Source organism: Conexibacter sp. CPCC 206217, from assembly GCF_030646165.1.
Lineage (GTDB): Bacteria > Actinomycetota > Thermoleophilia > Solirubrobacterales > Solirubrobacteraceae > Conexibacter.
The window spans coordinates 241345-256783 of the sequence record NZ_JAUTDO010000006.1; the positions used below are offsets into that span (position 1 = coordinate 241345).

At 74.8% G+C, this 15439-nt stretch carries 15 protein-coding genes; 13 read left to right on the forward strand and 2 right to left on the reverse strand.

Going from position 1 to position 15439, the window contains the following annotated elements; genetic code table 11:
- Genes Q7L65_RS18110 through Q7L65_RS18120 form a run of 3 tightly spaced genes read left to right on the forward strand, consistent with a single transcriptional unit; the run spans position 1 to position 2564 of the window.
- Entirely contained in the window at positions 1-861 is an 861-nt protein-coding gene (locus Q7L65_RS18110; protein WP_304723225.1) for an amidohydrolase family protein, read from the forward strand.
- Positions 854-2047, forward strand: coding sequence for an MSMEG_0568 family radical SAM protein (locus tag Q7L65_RS18115; protein WP_304723227.1), 1194 nt, complete (start codon positions 854-856; stop codon positions 2045-2047). Before Q7L65_RS18110 ends, Q7L65_RS18115 begins: the two co-directional genes overlap by 8 nt.
- A 4-nt stretch (positions 2048-2051) precedes the next feature.
- The gene (locus Q7L65_RS18120) at positions 2052-2564 is read left to right on the forward strand and encodes an MSMEG_0567/Sll0786 family nitrogen starvation N-acetyltransferase (protein WP_304723228.1); all 513 of its coding nucleotides are present in this window, start codon (positions 2052-2054) and stop codon (positions 2562-2564) included.
- On the opposite strand, the gene Q7L65_RS18125 is transcribed toward Q7L65_RS18120, so the two are convergent.
- A complete protein-coding gene (locus Q7L65_RS18125; RefSeq protein WP_304723229.1) occupies positions 2542-3504 on the reverse strand; it encodes an AIR synthase related protein in 963 nt (320 codons plus the stop codon). The genes Q7L65_RS18120 and Q7L65_RS18125 overlap by 23 nt on opposite strands.
- Positions 3505-3529: 25 nt before the next feature.
- Here Q7L65_RS18125 and Q7L65_RS18130 point away from each other — a divergent pair, with 25 nt between their 5' ends.
- The 6 genes from Q7L65_RS18130 to Q7L65_RS18155 all read left to right on the forward strand — a co-directional run bounded on the left by Q7L65_RS18130 (position 3530) and on the right by Q7L65_RS18155 (position 10951).
- Entirely contained in the window at positions 3530-4942 is a 1413-nt protein-coding gene (locus tag Q7L65_RS18130; RefSeq protein ID WP_304723231.1) for a DUF1116 domain-containing protein, read from the forward strand.
- Entirely contained in the window at positions 4939-5883 is a 945-nt protein-coding gene (locus tag Q7L65_RS18135) for a DUF2877 domain-containing protein (RefSeq protein WP_304723233.1), read from the forward strand. Before Q7L65_RS18130 ends, Q7L65_RS18135 begins: the two co-directional genes overlap by 4 nt.
- Complete coding sequence (locus Q7L65_RS18140; protein WP_304723235.1) at positions 5880-6842, forward strand: hypothetical protein; 963 nt, start codon at positions 5880-5882, stop codon at positions 6840-6842. The genes Q7L65_RS18135 and Q7L65_RS18140 overlap by 4 nt, the downstream gene beginning before the upstream one ends.
- Positions 6839-8200: an adenylosuccinate lyase family protein gene (locus Q7L65_RS18145; RefSeq protein WP_304723237.1), complete on the forward strand. Its 1362-nt coding sequence runs from the start codon at positions 6839-6841 to the stop codon at positions 8198-8200. Before Q7L65_RS18140 ends, Q7L65_RS18145 begins: the two co-directional genes overlap by 4 nt.
- A complete protein-coding gene (locus Q7L65_RS18150; protein WP_304723238.1) occupies positions 8197-9753 on the forward strand; it encodes a lyase family protein in 1557 nt (518 codons plus the stop codon). The genes Q7L65_RS18145 and Q7L65_RS18150 overlap by 4 nt, the downstream gene beginning before the upstream one ends.
- An 82-nt stretch (positions 9754-9835) precedes the next feature.
- Positions 9836-10951, forward strand: a complete 1116-nt coding sequence (locus Q7L65_RS18155) for a PAS domain S-box protein (protein ID WP_304723239.1) — start codon at positions 9836-9838, stop codon at positions 10949-10951.
- 12 nt (positions 10952-10963) lie between these two features.
- Here the strand turns inward: Q7L65_RS18155 and Q7L65_RS18160 are convergent, their stop codons facing one another.
- A complete protein-coding gene (locus tag Q7L65_RS18160; RefSeq protein ID WP_304723240.1) occupies positions 10964-11620 on the reverse strand; it encodes a response regulator transcription factor in 657 nt (218 codons plus the stop codon).
- Between the two features lie 172 nt (positions 11621-11792).
- Between Q7L65_RS18160 and Q7L65_RS18165 the strand changes: the two genes are divergently transcribed.
- The 4 genes from Q7L65_RS18165 (at position 11793) to Q7L65_RS18180 (ending at position 15437) form a co-directional block, all read left to right on the forward strand.
- Entirely contained in the window at positions 11793-12329 is a 537-nt protein-coding gene (locus Q7L65_RS18165) for a DUF4242 domain-containing protein (protein ID WP_304723241.1), read from the forward strand.
- Complete coding sequence (locus Q7L65_RS18170; protein WP_304723243.1) at positions 12319-13440, forward strand: acyl-CoA dehydrogenase family protein; 1122 nt, start codon at positions 12319-12321, stop codon at positions 13438-13440. The genes Q7L65_RS18165 and Q7L65_RS18170 overlap by 11 nt, the downstream gene beginning before the upstream one ends.
- Entirely contained in the window at positions 13437-14210 is a 774-nt protein-coding gene (locus Q7L65_RS18175; protein WP_304723245.1) for an ABC transporter ATP-binding protein, read from the forward strand. Before Q7L65_RS18170 ends, Q7L65_RS18175 begins: the two co-directional genes overlap by 4 nt.
- A 129-nt stretch (positions 14211-14339) precedes the next feature.
- Complete coding sequence (locus Q7L65_RS18180; protein ID WP_304723247.1) at positions 14340-15437, forward strand: ABC transporter substrate-binding protein; 1098 nt, start codon at positions 14340-14342, stop codon at positions 15435-15437.
- Positions 15438-15439: the final 2 nt, after the last annotated feature.

A 15439-nucleotide genomic window follows, 5' to 3' on the forward strand; every position in this document is an offset into this window, starting at 1 on the left:
GTGGCCACCCACCCGAAGAAGATCATCGACGCGCACTGTCACATCGGCGAGATCCCGCCGTGGAAGTTCTACGACCTCGAGCACCCGGTCAAGCCGACCGTCTACGACTACGCCGACACGAGAACGTTCGTCAAGCGGCACATGGACTACTTCAAGATCGAGCGCGCGCTGGCCATCTCCAACTACGGCGTGCCGGTGCACGAGCTGTCGTTCGACCTCAACGACGTCGTGATGGACGCGGTCACCAGCAACGACCGCATCCTCGGCGCGATCTGGGTCTCGTTCCTGCCGCGCAACGCGGAGCTGACGCGCAGAGCGCTGAAGCTGGCGTCGGAGAAGCGCGTCGTCGCGCTGAAGACGACCTTCCTGCTGGGCGGCAACCCCGACCCCGGCACATGGGACGAGGAGACGCTGAGACTCGCCGACGAGATCTTCGACGTCTGCGAGCAGCACGACCTGATGTTCCACTTCCACACCAGCCCCGGCGGCAACTCGGACATCAACAACTTCGTCCCGCTGGTCGAGCGCTACGGCAGACGCTGCAAGATCTACCTCGTCCACTTCGGCGGCGGCGTCTCCGGCCACATCAAGCTCGTCCCGAAGTTCCTCAGATGGGTGCAGGACGGCTACAAGGTCTACACCGACACGTCGTGGGCGGTCGGCTTCGGCGCGCGCTGGCTGCTGACCGAGATCGAGAGAACCGGCGTCGGCGGCGACCGCGTCTTCTTCGGCTCCGACGAGCCGTGGTCGGACTTCGACTCCGAGTACTGGAAGCTCAACGGCGTCCGCGACATCTCGCAGGAGCTGAAGGAGAACGTCTTCTGGCGCAACTACGAGCGCGCCTACGGGACCGATGCCTGACCACGCCTCACGCTCCCACGACCTGCTCGATCTCGACGATCGGCAGTTGCTGGTCGAGCTGCAGTCGTTCGGAGTGCGGGTGGCGGAGGAGGTCGATCTCGATCTCGTGGAGATGGCCGCGGGCGCGCCGTCGTCGCGCCGCGGCGGGGCCGGGCCGTCCGACGCGCTCTTCCTGTGGGTGCGCGGGCTGCCGCTGACGGTCCCCAAGCACTCGGGCTACGTCGGCGGCTCGCCGTACGAGATCCGCAGCTCCGGCGGGACGGACCTGCTGTACCGCGGCGAGGAGCTGGTCGGGCCGGTGCGGCTGCCGCGCCGCCCGCGGATCTACGACATGGAGACCGCCGACGGGATCCCGTACTGGAAGATCGCGCTGCTGCACCTCGACTCGATCGCCTCGACCGTCGTGCAGAGATGCATCTACTGGGGGACCCCGGAGCAGTGCCACTTCTGCGGCATCGAGCTGACGCGCGGCGAGCAGACGATCCCCGTCAAGACCCCGGCGCAGCTGGCCGAGGTCTGCACCGCCGCGCGCGACCTCGACCACGCCGTCGACGTGACGCTGACGACCGGCTCGCTGAACCGCCGCGACCGCGGCGCGCTCTACATCAGCCGCTGCGCCGCGGCGGTGAAGGAGGCCTCGGGCCTGCCGATCCAGGTCCAGTTCGAGCCGCCGGACGACCTGCGCGTGCTCGACGAGGTCCACCGCGCCGGCGTCGACGCGGTCGGGATCCACATCGAGACGTTCGACCCCGCCGTGCTCGCGCGCGTCGCGGCCGGCAAGGCGCAATGCGGCGTCGAGGGCTACTTCAGCACGTGGGAGCGCGCGGTCGAGGTGTTCGGCCGCGGCGCCGTCACGACGTACGTGCTGCTCGGTATGGGGGAGGACCCCGCGCTGATCGAGGAGGGCTGCCGCCGCGCGACGGAGATGGGCGTCTACCCGTTCGTCGTCCCGCTGCGCCCGGTCCCCGGAACGCTGATGGAGAACGCCGAGCCGCCGGACGCCGACTACGTCGCGTCGATGTACCGCTCCGTCTCGGCGATGATCGCCGACGCCGGCCTCGACCACACCGCCGCGAAGGCCGGCTGCGCCCGCTGCCAGGCCTGCTCGGGCCTGTCCGCGTGGGAGCGGCTGACGAAGAAGGAGGAGTCGCCCGATGTGGCGGACTTCTTCAGCGTGCGGACCTGAGGGCGTGCAGACGCCGAAGGTAGCCGCCGCGCCGAGCGCGCGCAGGCTCGAACTCGTCCGCGAGAGCGTCGTGCGGCCGGTCGCCGACCGGCGCGAGCTGGCGGCGCACTTCGAGGTGCGGCGGCGGATCTTCGTCGAGGCGCAGCAGCTGTTCGAGCGCGACGACCGCGACGCCTACGACGACGACCCGGCGACGCTGCACGTCGTCGGGCTCGCCGGCGCGGAGGTCGTCGGCGCCGTGCGGCTCTACCGGCTCGACGGACGCGGGCTGTGGAAGGGCGACCGGCTCGCGGTGCTGCCGCGCTCGCGCGCGCTGCAGCTGGGCGCGGACCTCGTGCGCTGCGCCGTGCAGCTCGCGGGCGAGGCCGGCGGGATCCGCATGGTCGCGACCGTGCAGGCGCCGAACGTGCGCTTCTTCGAGCGGCTCGGCTGGTGCCAGACCGGCCCCCGCACGCTCTTCCACGACGTCGAGCACCAGGGGATGGAGATCCCGCTCACGTCGCCGTCAGGCGGGTGAGCGGCTCGTGCGCGAGGTTCCACACGTCGGCGGTCAGCTCGCCGCTGGCGAGGCGCAGCACGCCGCCGGCCTCGAACGCGCCGCACGGCGCGCAGGCGAGGCCGCGGCGGGTGAATGCCGCGCACGCCTCCCCGACCCGCTCGGCCGGGGCGGCGAGCAGGAAGCCGAAGCTCGGGAACGTCAGCAGCCAGCGCTCCAGCGGCACGCCCCCGGGGCGCGGCAGCCGCTCGACGTCGAGCACAGCGCCGCAGCCGGCGACCTCCACGAGCTGCAGCAGCGACCCGGCCGCGCCCGGCATCGAGACGTCGCGTGCGGCATGGCAGAGGCCGGCCTCGGCGACCTCGACGAGCGCGTCGCCGTCGCTCCCCAGCGCTTGCGCGGGACGGTCGCGCAGCGAGCTGAAGAAGAAGCTGGTGTCGTTCGCGTAGCGGCCTTCGAGCGCGAACGCGGCGAGCAGCACGTCGCCCGGCCTGGCCGCGGCCGCGCGCAGCGGCGCGCGCACGATCCCGGTGCACGAGGCCGACAGCGCGGCCGCGTGGCCGATCGTCGTGTGGCCGCCGACGACCGGCACGCCGAGCAGCTGCGACGCCCACCGCAGCCCGCCGAGCACGCGCTCGGCGTGGGCGCGGTCGGGGCTGACGAGCATGTCGACGATCGCCAGCGGGCGGCCGCCCATCGCGCGCACGTCGGAGACGTTCGTGACGACGGCCGCGGCGCCCGCGGCGAACGGGTCGGCCGCGAGGAAGCTCGGCGCGATCGCCTCGCCGCAGACGACGAGCTGCTCGCCGTCGCGCGCCGCGTCGCCGAGCCCCACGAGCGCGCCGTCGTCGCCGTCGATCCCCGCGTCGAGGCCGGCGACGACGTCGAGGTCGCGCTTGCCGTCGAGGCCGGGCGCGTCGCGGACGGCGGCGGCCAGCGCGTCGAGTTCTTGCTGAGTCATGACTTCGATTATGGAGATGAAGTAGATGAATCAACCTGACGTGCTGCGCGAGGTCGTCGCGGTGAACCTCGGCCTGCCGATGTTCGCGACGGCGCTGAGCGACCAGGGCGCGCGCGTCGCCGAGGTCGACTGGCAGCCCCCGGCCGGCGGCGATCCGACGGTGATCGCGCAGCTGACGCGCCTGTGGGGCGCGCACGGCGACCGCGTCGCGCAGGCGAACGCCGACGCGGTCGCGCGGATCGAGGCCGCCGCGCCGCGCGCGATCGACGTCGCGCGCGCCGGCGAGGTGATCGAGGCGTTGAGAGAGGACCGCGTGCTGCTGCACTCCGGCCCGCCGATCGCATGGGAGCGCGTCTGCGATCCGCAGCGGCGCGCGCTCGTCGCCGCGGCCGTGTTCGAGGGCTGGGCGGACGATCGCGAGGCCGCCGCGCGGATGCTCGCCGACGGGTCGATCGTGCTTGAGCCCGGCAACGAGCATGGCCACGTCGGGCCGATGACGGGCGTCTGCTCGCCGTCGATGGCGGTCTGGGTCGTCGCCGACGAGGCGAGCGGCACGGTCGCGTACTCGACGCTCAACGAGGGGCCGGGCGACACGCTCTGGTTCGGCGTCGGCGGCGACGAGGCGGTCGAGCGGCTGCGCTTCCTGAGCCAGCAGCTCGGCCCGACGCTGTCGCAGCTGATCCGCAGAGAGGGTCCGATCGACGTCTTCGGCCTCGTCGCGCAGGGCCTCAGCATGGGCGACGAGCTGCACATGCGCAGCCAGGCGACCGGCAACCTGCTGCTGCGCGACCTCGCGGGCGGGCTCGCCGCGGCCGGCGCCGAGCAGGAGGCGCGCTTCCTCGCCGGCAACCACCACTTCTTCCTGACGTTGACGATGGCGGCCGCGAAGTGCGCGTCGCTGGCGGCGGTCGGCGTCGAGGGATCGAGCGTCGTGACGGTGATGTCGCGCAATGGGACCGACATGGGCGTCCAGCTCGCCGGCCTGCCGGGCGAGTGGTTCGTCGCGCCCGCCGCGCAGGTCCAGGACGCGCTGCTGCGCGACGGCTACACCGCCGCGGACGCCGCGCGCGACATCGGCGATTCGGCGATCATCGAGTGCGTCGGGATCGGCGGCATGGCGCTCGCGGCGGCGCCGATCGTCGCGGCCTTCTTCGGCGGCGACGCGGCCGCGGCGCTCGCGAGCACCGAGCGGATGGGCGAGATCTGCGTCACCGAGTCCGAGCGCTTCCGCCTCGTCAACAAGGGCGGCGCCGGCACCCCGGTGGGCATCGACGCCCGCCTCGTCGCCGAGCTGTCGATCACCCCCCAGATCACGACCGGCGTCCTGCACGGCTCCAACGGCGTCGGCCAGATCGGCGCCGGCGTCGCCCACCAGCCCGTCGAGCCGTTCCGCGCGGCGGTCGCGGCGCTGGCGGGGCGCTTGGACGAGGGGTCGTGAGGGAGCGGGCGGACACGGCACGCGCGCTCGCAGCGAGCGCCCGGGTCGCGGGAACGGATGCGGCCGACGCGGCCGTGCCGGTCTCCGCTCATCTCCCGCGGCCGGGGTGGGTCGGCTCGTTCGCGCTGCGCCCGGCGCGCGCGGGCTGGGCGGGGCCGGGTGCGCTGCGGGCGCTCGCGGCCGGCGGCGAGGGGACTGTCGCGCTGCGCTTGCACGACGGCGCCTACCTGGAGCTGCCCGGCGGTTGGCTGCTGCTCGCTCCGCCGCGCTCTCCGATCGGTCCCCTGACCCTGCTCGTGGACGGCCTCCCAGTCGACCGGATCGCGACGGGTGACCGCGTCGTGGTGGTGGGCAGTGAGCGGATCGAACTCGATGGCGTGATGGTCGAGCTCGGCGGCGTGCGCCCGGTCGAGTCGCCGCGCGCCCCGGCACGGGCGGCGACGGGCGTCCACGCGGCACTCGCCGCGGCGCTCGCGGTTCGGCCGCGGCCGTCGGCGGAGTTGGAGGAGGGACTCGCGGCGTTGGCGAACGGCCGTCGCGCGGAGGCGGTCGCGCTGCTCGCCGGCCGCGGTCCGGGACTCACTCCGGCCGGCGACGACGTGCTTGCGGGCTACGCGGCGTGGTGCCACGCCGAGCGCGCGGCCGCGACGCCCGCCGCCGGGCGCGATCCCGACAACCCGTCCGCGTCGCGCGCCGCCGCCGGGCCGGCAGCGCTCTCGCTCGCCGCCGCACCGCGCACCTCGCCGCTCTCACTCGCCTATCTGCGATGCGCCGAGCGCGGCGAGCTGCCGGTCGTCGCCGCCCGCGTGCTCGCCGCTGTCCGCCGCGGCGACCGCGCTGGCGCCGCGCGCGCCGCCGGCGCGCTCGACGGCTGGGGCGCCAGCTCGGGCAGCGCGCTGCTGTGGGGGATCGCGGCCGGGGTCGCGGAGACGGCCGCGTGATCGACCTCCCCGCCAACTTCATCGTCCGTCCGTACCGCGGCGTGAGCGTGCAGCGCGTGCCGAGCGTCGAGCCGACGGCGCTGCGGGAGCGGCTGCTGGGCCGGCGGGTCTATCGCCGGACCGAGTTCGTCGTCGCCGAGTGCGGCGGCGAGCGGGCGGTCGTGCGGATCGAGCGCGCGGAGGGCGACGGGATCCTCGTCCCCGTCCGCGACGCAGAGGTGGTGGCGAGCGGCGACGAGGTCGTGTTCGTGGACGACGAGCGGGTCGACGTCGGCAACGCGACGCAGCTCGCGCGCGCAGCGCTCGGCGCGGCCGCTGCCGGCGCCCGCATCCACGTCGTCCAGGGCCGCTTTCAGCACGTCAACTTCATCGTCGATCCGCAGCCGCTGACGATCCGGGTCGTCGAGGCGGTGCCGCCGCAGCCGCCGAAGCTGCTGGAGATGGCGCGGGCGATGGTCGAGGTCGACGAGGACCTGCCGCCGATCGCGTTCGAACTGGTCGCGATCGACCTGCGCACGCTGATCGCGCAGAACCCGGCCCCGCGCTACCTGTTGCCGTGCCGCAGCGGCGGGATCGATCCCGCGCTGCCGGTCGAGTTCCTCGACGAGGGTCCGGCCGACGACCCGTCGTGGACGCTCGTCGGCTGCGAGCGCTCGCGTGAGATCCATGTCGCGATGTACGGGCGCGAGCCGCGCGAGCGGGTCGACTTCTGTCCGCGCGTTCGCGTCCCCGACGACGGCTCCACGACGCTGTCGAGATGCTGCCTGCTGGAGCGGGGGATCGAGCGTGACGGCGGTCAAATGCTCGTCCCCTGGGGCGCCAACCTCGACGAGGTCCGCACGGCGCTGCGCCTGCTGTGCGGCCTGCCGGCCGAGCCGGCGCGGGCGCGGGCGGTTCAGCCGGAGCCGCTCGGTGCCCATCCAGCCGCACCGGGGTCTGTCGCGGGAGCTGCCCGATGACCGGCGTCACGCTCGCCGACTCCGTCGTCTTCGGCCACCTCTGGGCGACCGGCGAGACGCGGGCGCTGTTCGACGATCGCGGGCGGACGACGACGTGGGTGGAGATCCTCGCGGCGCTCGCGCTCGCACAGGCGGAGCTGGGGATCGTGCCGCGCCCCGCCGCCGAGGCGATCGCGACCGCCGCAGCCGACGCCGGCGCGATCGACCTCGACGCCGTCGGAGAGGAGACGCGCCGCAGCGGGCACTCGACGCTCGGGCTGATCCGCGTGCTGCAGCGCGCGCTGCCGGAAGCCGCGCGCGACTGGGTCTCCTACGGCGCGACCGTGCAGGACGTCGCCGACACGTGGACCGGGCTCGTCGCCCGCACGATGCTCGACCTGCTGGAGCGCGACCTGGCCGCGGCCGAGCAGACGCTCCTCTGCCTGGCCGACCGCCACCGCGGCGACCCGATGCTCGGCCGCACGCACGGCCAGCCCGGCCTTCCGATCACGTTCGGCTTCAAGGCGGCCGGCTGGGCGGCGGAGCTGCGGCGCACGCGGCTGCGGGCGCAGGAGGCGCGGCCGCGGCTGGCGGTCGGGCAGCTGGCCGGCGCCGTCGGCACGCAGTCGTCGTTCGGCGCGCGCGGGCCGCTGCTGCAGCGCGCCTTCCTCGACCGGCTCGGGCTTGCGCTGCCCGACATCGGCTGGCTGACCGCGCGCGATCGCGTCGCCGAGCTGGTCTCGCTGCTGGCGCTCGCGACCGGCGCGCTGGCGCGGATCGGCAACGAGGTCTACAACCTGCAGCGGCCCGAGCTGGGCGAGCTGAGGGAGGCGGTCGACGGCGACGTCGTCGGCAGCATCACGATGCCGCAGAAGCGCAATCCGGAGCTGTCCGAGCAGCTCGTGACGCTCGCGCGCGTCGTGCGCGCCGCGCTGGTGCCCGCGTTCGAGGGGCTCGTCGGCGAGCACGAGCGCGACGGCGCGACCTGGAAGGGCGAGTGGATCTTCCTGCCGCAGGCGTGCACGGCGGCCGGCGCCGCGCTGGCGTTCGGCGTGCGGCTGCTCGACGGTCTGCAGGTCGACGCGGTGCGGATGCGCGACAACGTCGATGCGCAGCGCGGCTACGTGCTCGCCGAGCCGGTGATGCTGGCGCTCGCCGAGCATGTCGGCAAGCCGCGGGCCCACGCGCTCGTGCACGCCGCCGCACGCAGCGGCCACGCCGCCGGCCTGACACTGCGCGACGCGCTGCTGGCCGACGCGGACGTCGTCCGCCACCTCGACGCCGCGGCGCTCGACGAACTGCTGCGGGCGCAACGGGCGCTGGGCGCCGTCGACGAGCTGATCGATCGAGTGCTGACTCCCGACCCGGAACGACGATGACCAACGTGCACGACCTCCCGTCCCGACACGCCGCCCACCACGATCCCGAGCCACCGCCGGAGGGTTATCTCGGCGCCGAGGCGCGCGTGCGCAGCGGGCCGGCGCCGGAGCTGATCGAGGCCGGCTACGAGCTGGAGCTGGCCGACATGTGGCTCCTGCATCAGGGGCTCGGGCTGGCCGACTTCGCGCACGTGATCGCGTTGCAGGAGCAGGGCGAGATCCCCGTCGAGGACGCCGCGACGCTGCTCAGATCGTTGCTGGAGCTGCACGAGCTGCCGCCCAACCGGCTCGACGTCGACAGCCGCTACGGCGACCTCTCCAACGTCCGCGAGCGCTGGCTGGAGCGGCGCATCGGACCGGTCGCCGGCTGGCTGTCGGCCGGGCGGCCGCGGCGCGAGGCGGGGCGGATCGCCTTTCGCCTGGCGCTGCGCGGGCGCGTGCTGGAGCTGGCGCATGCGTGCGTGCGCTTCGGCAGCGGCCTCGCCGACCTCGCGGCGCGTGAGCGCGACACGGTGATGCCCGACTACACCTACCTGCAGGCGGCGCAGCCGACGACCGTCGGCCACTGGGTGCTGTCGTTCGTCTATCCCGTGCTGCGCGACCTCGAGCGGCTGCGCGGCGACCTCGCATGGGTCGACCGCAGCCCGGCCGGAGCCGGTGGCGTCAACGGCTCGCGGATGCGCCTGGACCGCGAGCGGCTGGCGCAGCTGCTCGGCTTCCCGGACCAGATCGCGCACACGCGCGACGCGATGTGGCAGGTCGACGGCTTCGCGGAGCTGGGCTCGCACGCGGCGCTCGCGGCGGTCGGCGCGAGCCGCTTCGCGGAGGACCTGGAGCTGTACGGCACGAGCGAGTTCGGCCTGCTGAGCATCGGCGACTCGCTCTGCCGCGCGAGCGCGCTGATGCCGCAGAAGCGCAACCCGTACGCGCTCGTCGTGCTGCGCGGCGGCGCCGGCACGCTGATCGGCCGCTCCACCGGCCTGCTCGCGACGCAGCGCACCTCGTCGGGGCGCACCGACAACTTCATGTACGCCTACGGCGAGCTGACCGGGTCGGTCGAGCTGGCCGCGCGGCTGCTGCGCCTGGCCGCCGCGACGGCCGAGAGCGTCACCGTCGACCGCGCCGCGATGCTGCGCGCGACGACGGAGGAGTTCACGCAGGCGGCCGACCTGGCGGAGGTCGTCACGCACGTCGCGGGGATCGACTACCGCTCCGCCTACCGCGTCGTCGGGCGCGCGGTCGCGGGCGCCGGCGACGCCGGCAGAGGCCCCGAGGCGCTCACGGCCGCCGGCCTCGACGCGGTCGCGCAGGAGCTGCTCGGCCGCCCGCTCGGCCTCACCGACGCCCAGGTCGCCGACGCGCTCGACCCCGTCGCCGCGCTGGCGACCCGCACGGTCCCGGGCGGCGCCGCGCGCGGCCAGCTCGACACGATGCTGCGCGACTGCGACGGCGCGCTCGACGCCGCGGCCGCCTGGATCGAGCAGGACCGCGAGCGGATCGCCGCGGCGGAGGGCGCGCTGGTCGCGCTGGCGAGGGAGCGCGCGGCGGCGTGACGGGCGCGGCCGGCGCGGCGGGTGCGGCCGGCGCGTCGGGTGCGGCCGGCGCGTGCTGCATGACCGGCGTACCCTGGATCGCGTGACCACGTTGCCGCACAGCCAGGCGCTTCCGGCGCAGCTGCTCGACGGGCTGCTGCAGAGCGTCGCCGACGCCGTCTACCTCGTCGACCACAGAGGCCGCGTGCGGTTCGCCAACGCGGCCGCGCTCGCGGTGCTCGGCTACGACGGCGGGCACGAGGACGAGCTGCTCGGTGCGCCGAGCCACGCGACGATCCACTCCCATCATCCCGGCGGCGGGATCTATCCCGAGGACGAGTGCCCGCTGCTGCTGCCGCGCGCGACCGGCAGACCGGTGCGCGTCGAGGACGACTGGTTCGTCCGCCGCGACGGCTCGATGGTGCCGGTCGCCTACTCCTCCGCGCCGGTCGAGGCGCCCGAGGGGCGCGGCGCCGTCGTCGTCTTCCGCGACACGACCGAGCGGCGCGCGGCGGAGGCCGCGAGCCGCCGCGAGACCGTCCAGCGTGCCCGTGCCGAGGCGCTGCAGGCGTCGCGCGCGCGGATCGTCGCGGCGGCCGACGCGGAGCGGCGCAGGCTCGGCCGCGACATCCACGACGGCGCGCAGCAGCGGCTCATGAACGTCGCGCTCGGGATCCAGGGCGGGCTCTCCGCGCTGGCGCGAGCGCCCGGCGGCAACGGCGCGGCCGGCGGGGCCGGCGTCGCGGACGAGGTCGGAGAGGCGACGGCACGGCTGCTCGACGCGCTCGCCGAGGTGCGTGCGACGATCGCGGACCTGCGCGAGCTGGCGGCGGGGATCCACCCGTCGATCCTCACCAACCGCGGGCTCGGCGCGGCGGTCGAGTCGCTGACCGGGCGGATGCCGCTGCCGACGCGCTTCGAGGTCCCCGACCGCCGGTACGCGCCCGAGGTGGAGGCGGCCGCCTACTTCCTGATCGCCGAGTCGCTCGCGAACGTCGCCAAGCACGCCGGCGCCGACAGCGCGTCCGTCGTCGTGGAGGAGGACGGCGCGCTGCTGCGCGTGACCGTCAGCGACGACGGCACCGGCGGCGCGACCGCGGCACCCGGCCACGGCCTGCAGGGCCTGACCGACCGCGTCGGCGCGGCCGGCGGCCGCCTCACGGTGACGAGCCCGCCCGGCGGCGGGACGAGGTTGGAGGCGGAGCTGCCGCTGGGGTGAGCGGGCGAGTGCTCAGCTCGCCCGCAGCAAGCTCAGCACCGCCATCACGCGGCGATGCTCGGTCGGTTCGTCGGTGACGCCGAGCTTGTGGAAGATCCGCGTCGCGTGCTTCTCGACCGCGGCGCCGGTGACGCCGAGCGCTTCGGCGATGCCGCGGTTGGACTTGCCCTCTGCCATCAGGCCGAGCACCTCGCGCTCGCGCGGGGTGAGCGCGTCGAGCGGGTCGTCGCTGCGACGGCGGCCGACCATCCGCGAGACGACCTCCGGGTCGAGCGCCGAGCCGCCGCGCGCGACGCGCTGCAGCGCGTCGACGAACGAGCTGACGTCGATCACGCGGTCCTTCAGCAGGTAGCCGACGCGGCTGGCGTCCTCGCCGACGAGGTCCAGCGCGTAGCGCTCCTCGAGGAACTGCGACAGCACGACGATCGCGACCTCCGGCAGCTCCCGCCGCAGCTGGATCGCGGCGCGCAGGCCGTCGTCGGTGTGGTCGGGCGGCATCTGCACGTCGACGATCGCGATGTCGGGCTTGTGCGCGCGCACCTTGCGGATCAGGTCGGGCGCGTCGCCGGCCTCCGCGACGACCTCCATCCCGGCGTCCTCCAGCAGCCGCGCGAGCCCTGAGCGCAGCAGCACCTGGTCCTCGGCGATCAGCACGCGAAGCGGTGGCATCGCCCGCACATTAGCCAGCGCCGCGGGCGTCGGCGTCGCGGTGTCGGCGATGCGCCCGCGCGGTGTCGGGAGAACCCGACACGAGCAGTCCGGAAGCACGTCTGTGGCGAGGCATCGGCCGCTGCGATCTTGGAGCGATCTTCTGCAACGCACCCGACAAGGACGATCGACCATGGCCCTGCATCTGATCGAGGTCACCATCGACGGCGCCCACCGCGAGGCCGCCGACGCCGCGCTCGACGCCGTCGCCGACGCCGCGACCGCGACCGGCACCGAGCTGCTCGAAGCGAACGTGACCGGCGACCACGCCCGCGCGTTCGTCGTGCTCGTCAGCGACGACCGCGACGCGGCCGTCGCGGCCGCGCGCGCCACCGGCCTGCGTTTCACCGGCCCCGACGAGGTCCGCCTCGTCGGCGCGACGATCGACGCGGTGCGCGCCTCGCGCGACGCTGCGTCCGCGCGCTACCTGGTCGAGTGGGACTTCCCGGCCGACCTGACGATGGACGGCTACCTCGCGCGCAAGCAGGAGAAGACGCCGCTGTACGAGCAGGTCCCGGAGGTCTCGTTCCTGCGCACCTACGTGCGCGAGGACATGCAGAAGTGCCTGTGCCTCTACGACGCGCCGGGCGAGCAGGAGGTGCGCCGCGCACGCGAGGTCGTCTCGACGCCGATCACGCGCCTGCACGCGCTCGACGGCGATGCCCGCTGAGGCGGGGGCGCTGAGCGCCGCGGCGGCTGTCCGCGAGCCCGCCGCCGTGCCCGCGGGCGACGCGCCGCAGCACGAGCCGCTCGCTCCCGCGCGACCCGTCGCCGCGCTCCCCGCCGAGCTGGCCCAGCTCGTCGCCGGGCGGGCGGCCGACGTCGACGCCGGTCTGCGTGAGCCGCGGGCGGCGCTGGAGCGGCTGGCGCGCGTCGGGCTGCTGACGCTCGGGCTGGAGGGCGCGGCCGCCGGCACGCTCGCGGACCAGTTCGCCGTCATCTCCGCGCTGGGCGAGCGCTGCATGGCGACCGCGTTCAGCGCCTGGGGCCATCGCATCGCGCTGGAGTACCTCGCCGGTCGGCCGGAGCTGGCGCAGTTGGCGCCGCTGGCGCGGATCGGCAGCTCCGCGATGGCGAGCGGCTTCAAGGCGGCGGTCGGGCTCGGCCCGGCGCCGGTGCGGCTGCGCGACGGCCGCGCAGGTCGCTTCGTGCTCGACGGCCGGATCCCGTGGGCGTCGAACCTGCACCCCGACGCGCTCGTCGTGCTCGCCGCCGAGCGCGAGGACGGCGCGCTGACGGCGGTCGCCGTCGACGTCGCCGCCGCGGGCGTGACCGTGCGGCCGGCGCGCGGCCTGCTCGCCTTGGACGCGACCGCCTCAGGCCAGCTGGAGTTGGACGGCGTCAGCGTCTCGCCCGAGACCCTGCTCGACGAGCCGTTCCCCGCCTTCGCGGCGCGCGTGCGGCCGGCGTTCCTGCTCCTGCAGAGCGCCTTCTGCAGCGGCCTCGCGCGCGCGTCGCTGGCCGCGGGCGAGCCGGCGTTGCAAGGGCTCGGCGCCGAGTTCGCCTCCGACCACGCCGACGCGAGCGAGCGGTTGGCGGCGATAGAGGAGCGCGCGACCGCGCTCGCCGGCGAGGAGGGACCGCTGCGCGCGTTCGTGCGCCTGCGCCTCGACGTCGCGCTGCTCGCGCGCGACGCCGTCCGGATCGAGTCGGCGGTCGCCGGCGGCCGCGGCTACGTCGCGAGCAGCCCGACCGCGCGCCGCCTGCGCGAAGCCGCGTTCCTGCCCGTCCAGTCGCCGACGGAGGGGCAGCTCAGGTGGGAGCTGCGCCGGGGCGCGTGAGCGGCGCCCCAGCCATCCGCGTGCGCGGTGCCCGCGCGCGCCATCCGGGCAGTCCGCAGGACGTCTTCAGCGCGGTCGAGCTGGAGCTGACCGCGGGGGAGACGTTTGCGCTCGTGGGGCCGAGCGGGTGCGGGAAGTCGACGTTGCTGCGCGCGTTGGCCGGGCTGCAGCCGCTCGTCGCGGGCACGATCGAACGGGCCGATCCGACGCGGCGCCCGACGCTGGTGCTGCAGAAGCCGGCGCTGCTGCCGTGGCTCGACGTGCGCGAGAACGTGCGGCTCGGCCACCGCTTCGCCGCCAACCGCGACGCCGCACGGCGGATCGACGCCGACGAGCTGCTGCGCGGCTTCGGCATCGCGCCGCTGGCCGCGCGCTACCCGGACGAGCTGTCGGGCGGACAGCAGCAGCTCGTCGCGTTCGCCCGCGCGATCGCGACCGATCCCGACGTGCTGCTGCTCGACGAGCCGTTCGCGGCGCTGGACCCCGCGACGCGCCGCTCGATGCAGGACTGGCTGCGCGACCTCGCGAGCGAGCGCGGCCAGACGACCGTGCTCGTCACGCACGATCCCGACGAGGCGCTCCACCTCGGCCACCGCGTCGGCCTGCTGCGCCGCGGCGTCCCCGGCATCGGCCCCGTCTGGGACGCCGGCCGCGCCGAGCGCTGCGACCTGCCCGACCTGCCCGCTCGCCGCGAGCTGCTCGCCCTCTACGAGACCGGCGTCCGCGCCCGCCCCGCTCAGGCGCCGACGACCACGACCGCCGCCGCCTGAGCGGAGGACACGATGAACGAACTGACACGTACAGACTTCCTCCGCCGCACCGCCGCCGCTGGGATCACCGTCGCCAGCGCCAGTGTTCTGGCTGCGTGCGGCAACAGCGGTGTCGATGGTGGCTCGCTGGTGCGCCCCACGAGTACGAATGGCGCCAAGGCGAGCGATCGGGTCGTCAAGGTCGGCTACCTGCCGATCACCGACGCCACGCCGCTGCTGGTCGCGCACGCGGACGGGCTCTACGACAGACACGGCGTCGACGTGCCGAGACCGACGCTGCTGCGTTCGTGGCCCGCGCTGGCCGAAGCGTTCCAAGGCGGCGCGGTCGACGCGGTCCACATCCTGATGCCGCTCGCGCTGCAGCTGCGCTTCCAGCGCAGGTTCCCCGCGAAGGTGATCGCCTGGAACCACACCAACGGCTCGGCACTGACGGTGCGGCCGCAGGTCGTCAGCGTGCGCGAGCTGGCGGGGCAGACGGTCGCGATCCCGGGCTGGTTCTCGGTCCACAACATCGCGCTGCAGATGATCCTGCGCGCCGAGGGCCTCACGGCGATCGTCTCCGGCGACGCGTCGCGCACGGCGAAGAGCGTGAAGCTGATCGTGATGGCCCCGCCCGACATGCCGCCCGCGCTGGCGCAGGGCTCGATCGCCGGCTACATCGTCGCGGACCCGTTCAACGCGGCCGCGGAGCTGAGCGGGATCGGCAAGATCCTGCGCTTCAGCGGCGACGTCTGGCGCGACCACGCCTGCTGCGTCGTCGCCGTCGACGAGCGGTTGCTGGAGGAGCGCCCGGACGTCGCGGCCGGCTTCGTCGGCGCGGTCGTGGACGCGCAGAGGGCCACGCGCGAGGATCCCGCGCGGGCCGCCGCGACGCTGACGCAGCAGCGCTACCTGCCGCAGCCCGATCCGGTCGTGAAGTGGGCGCTGACGCACGACGCCGACCCCGCCTACACGCGCGACGCGGCGATCACGCACCCGCGCTGGAGAGAGCGCCGGATCGACTTCCAGGGCTACCCGTTCCCGTCGTACACCGCGGCGCTGATCGAGCAGCTGCGCACGACCGTCGTGGACGGCGACCTCTCGTTCCTGGACGGCCTCGACGCCGCCGACGCGCACGCCGAGCTGGTCGACGACGCGCTCGTGCGCAGAGCGATCGAGGCCGCCGGCGGCGCCCGCGCCTTCGGCCTCCCGGACAGCTACCGCCGCCACGAGGAGATCGCGCCGTGACG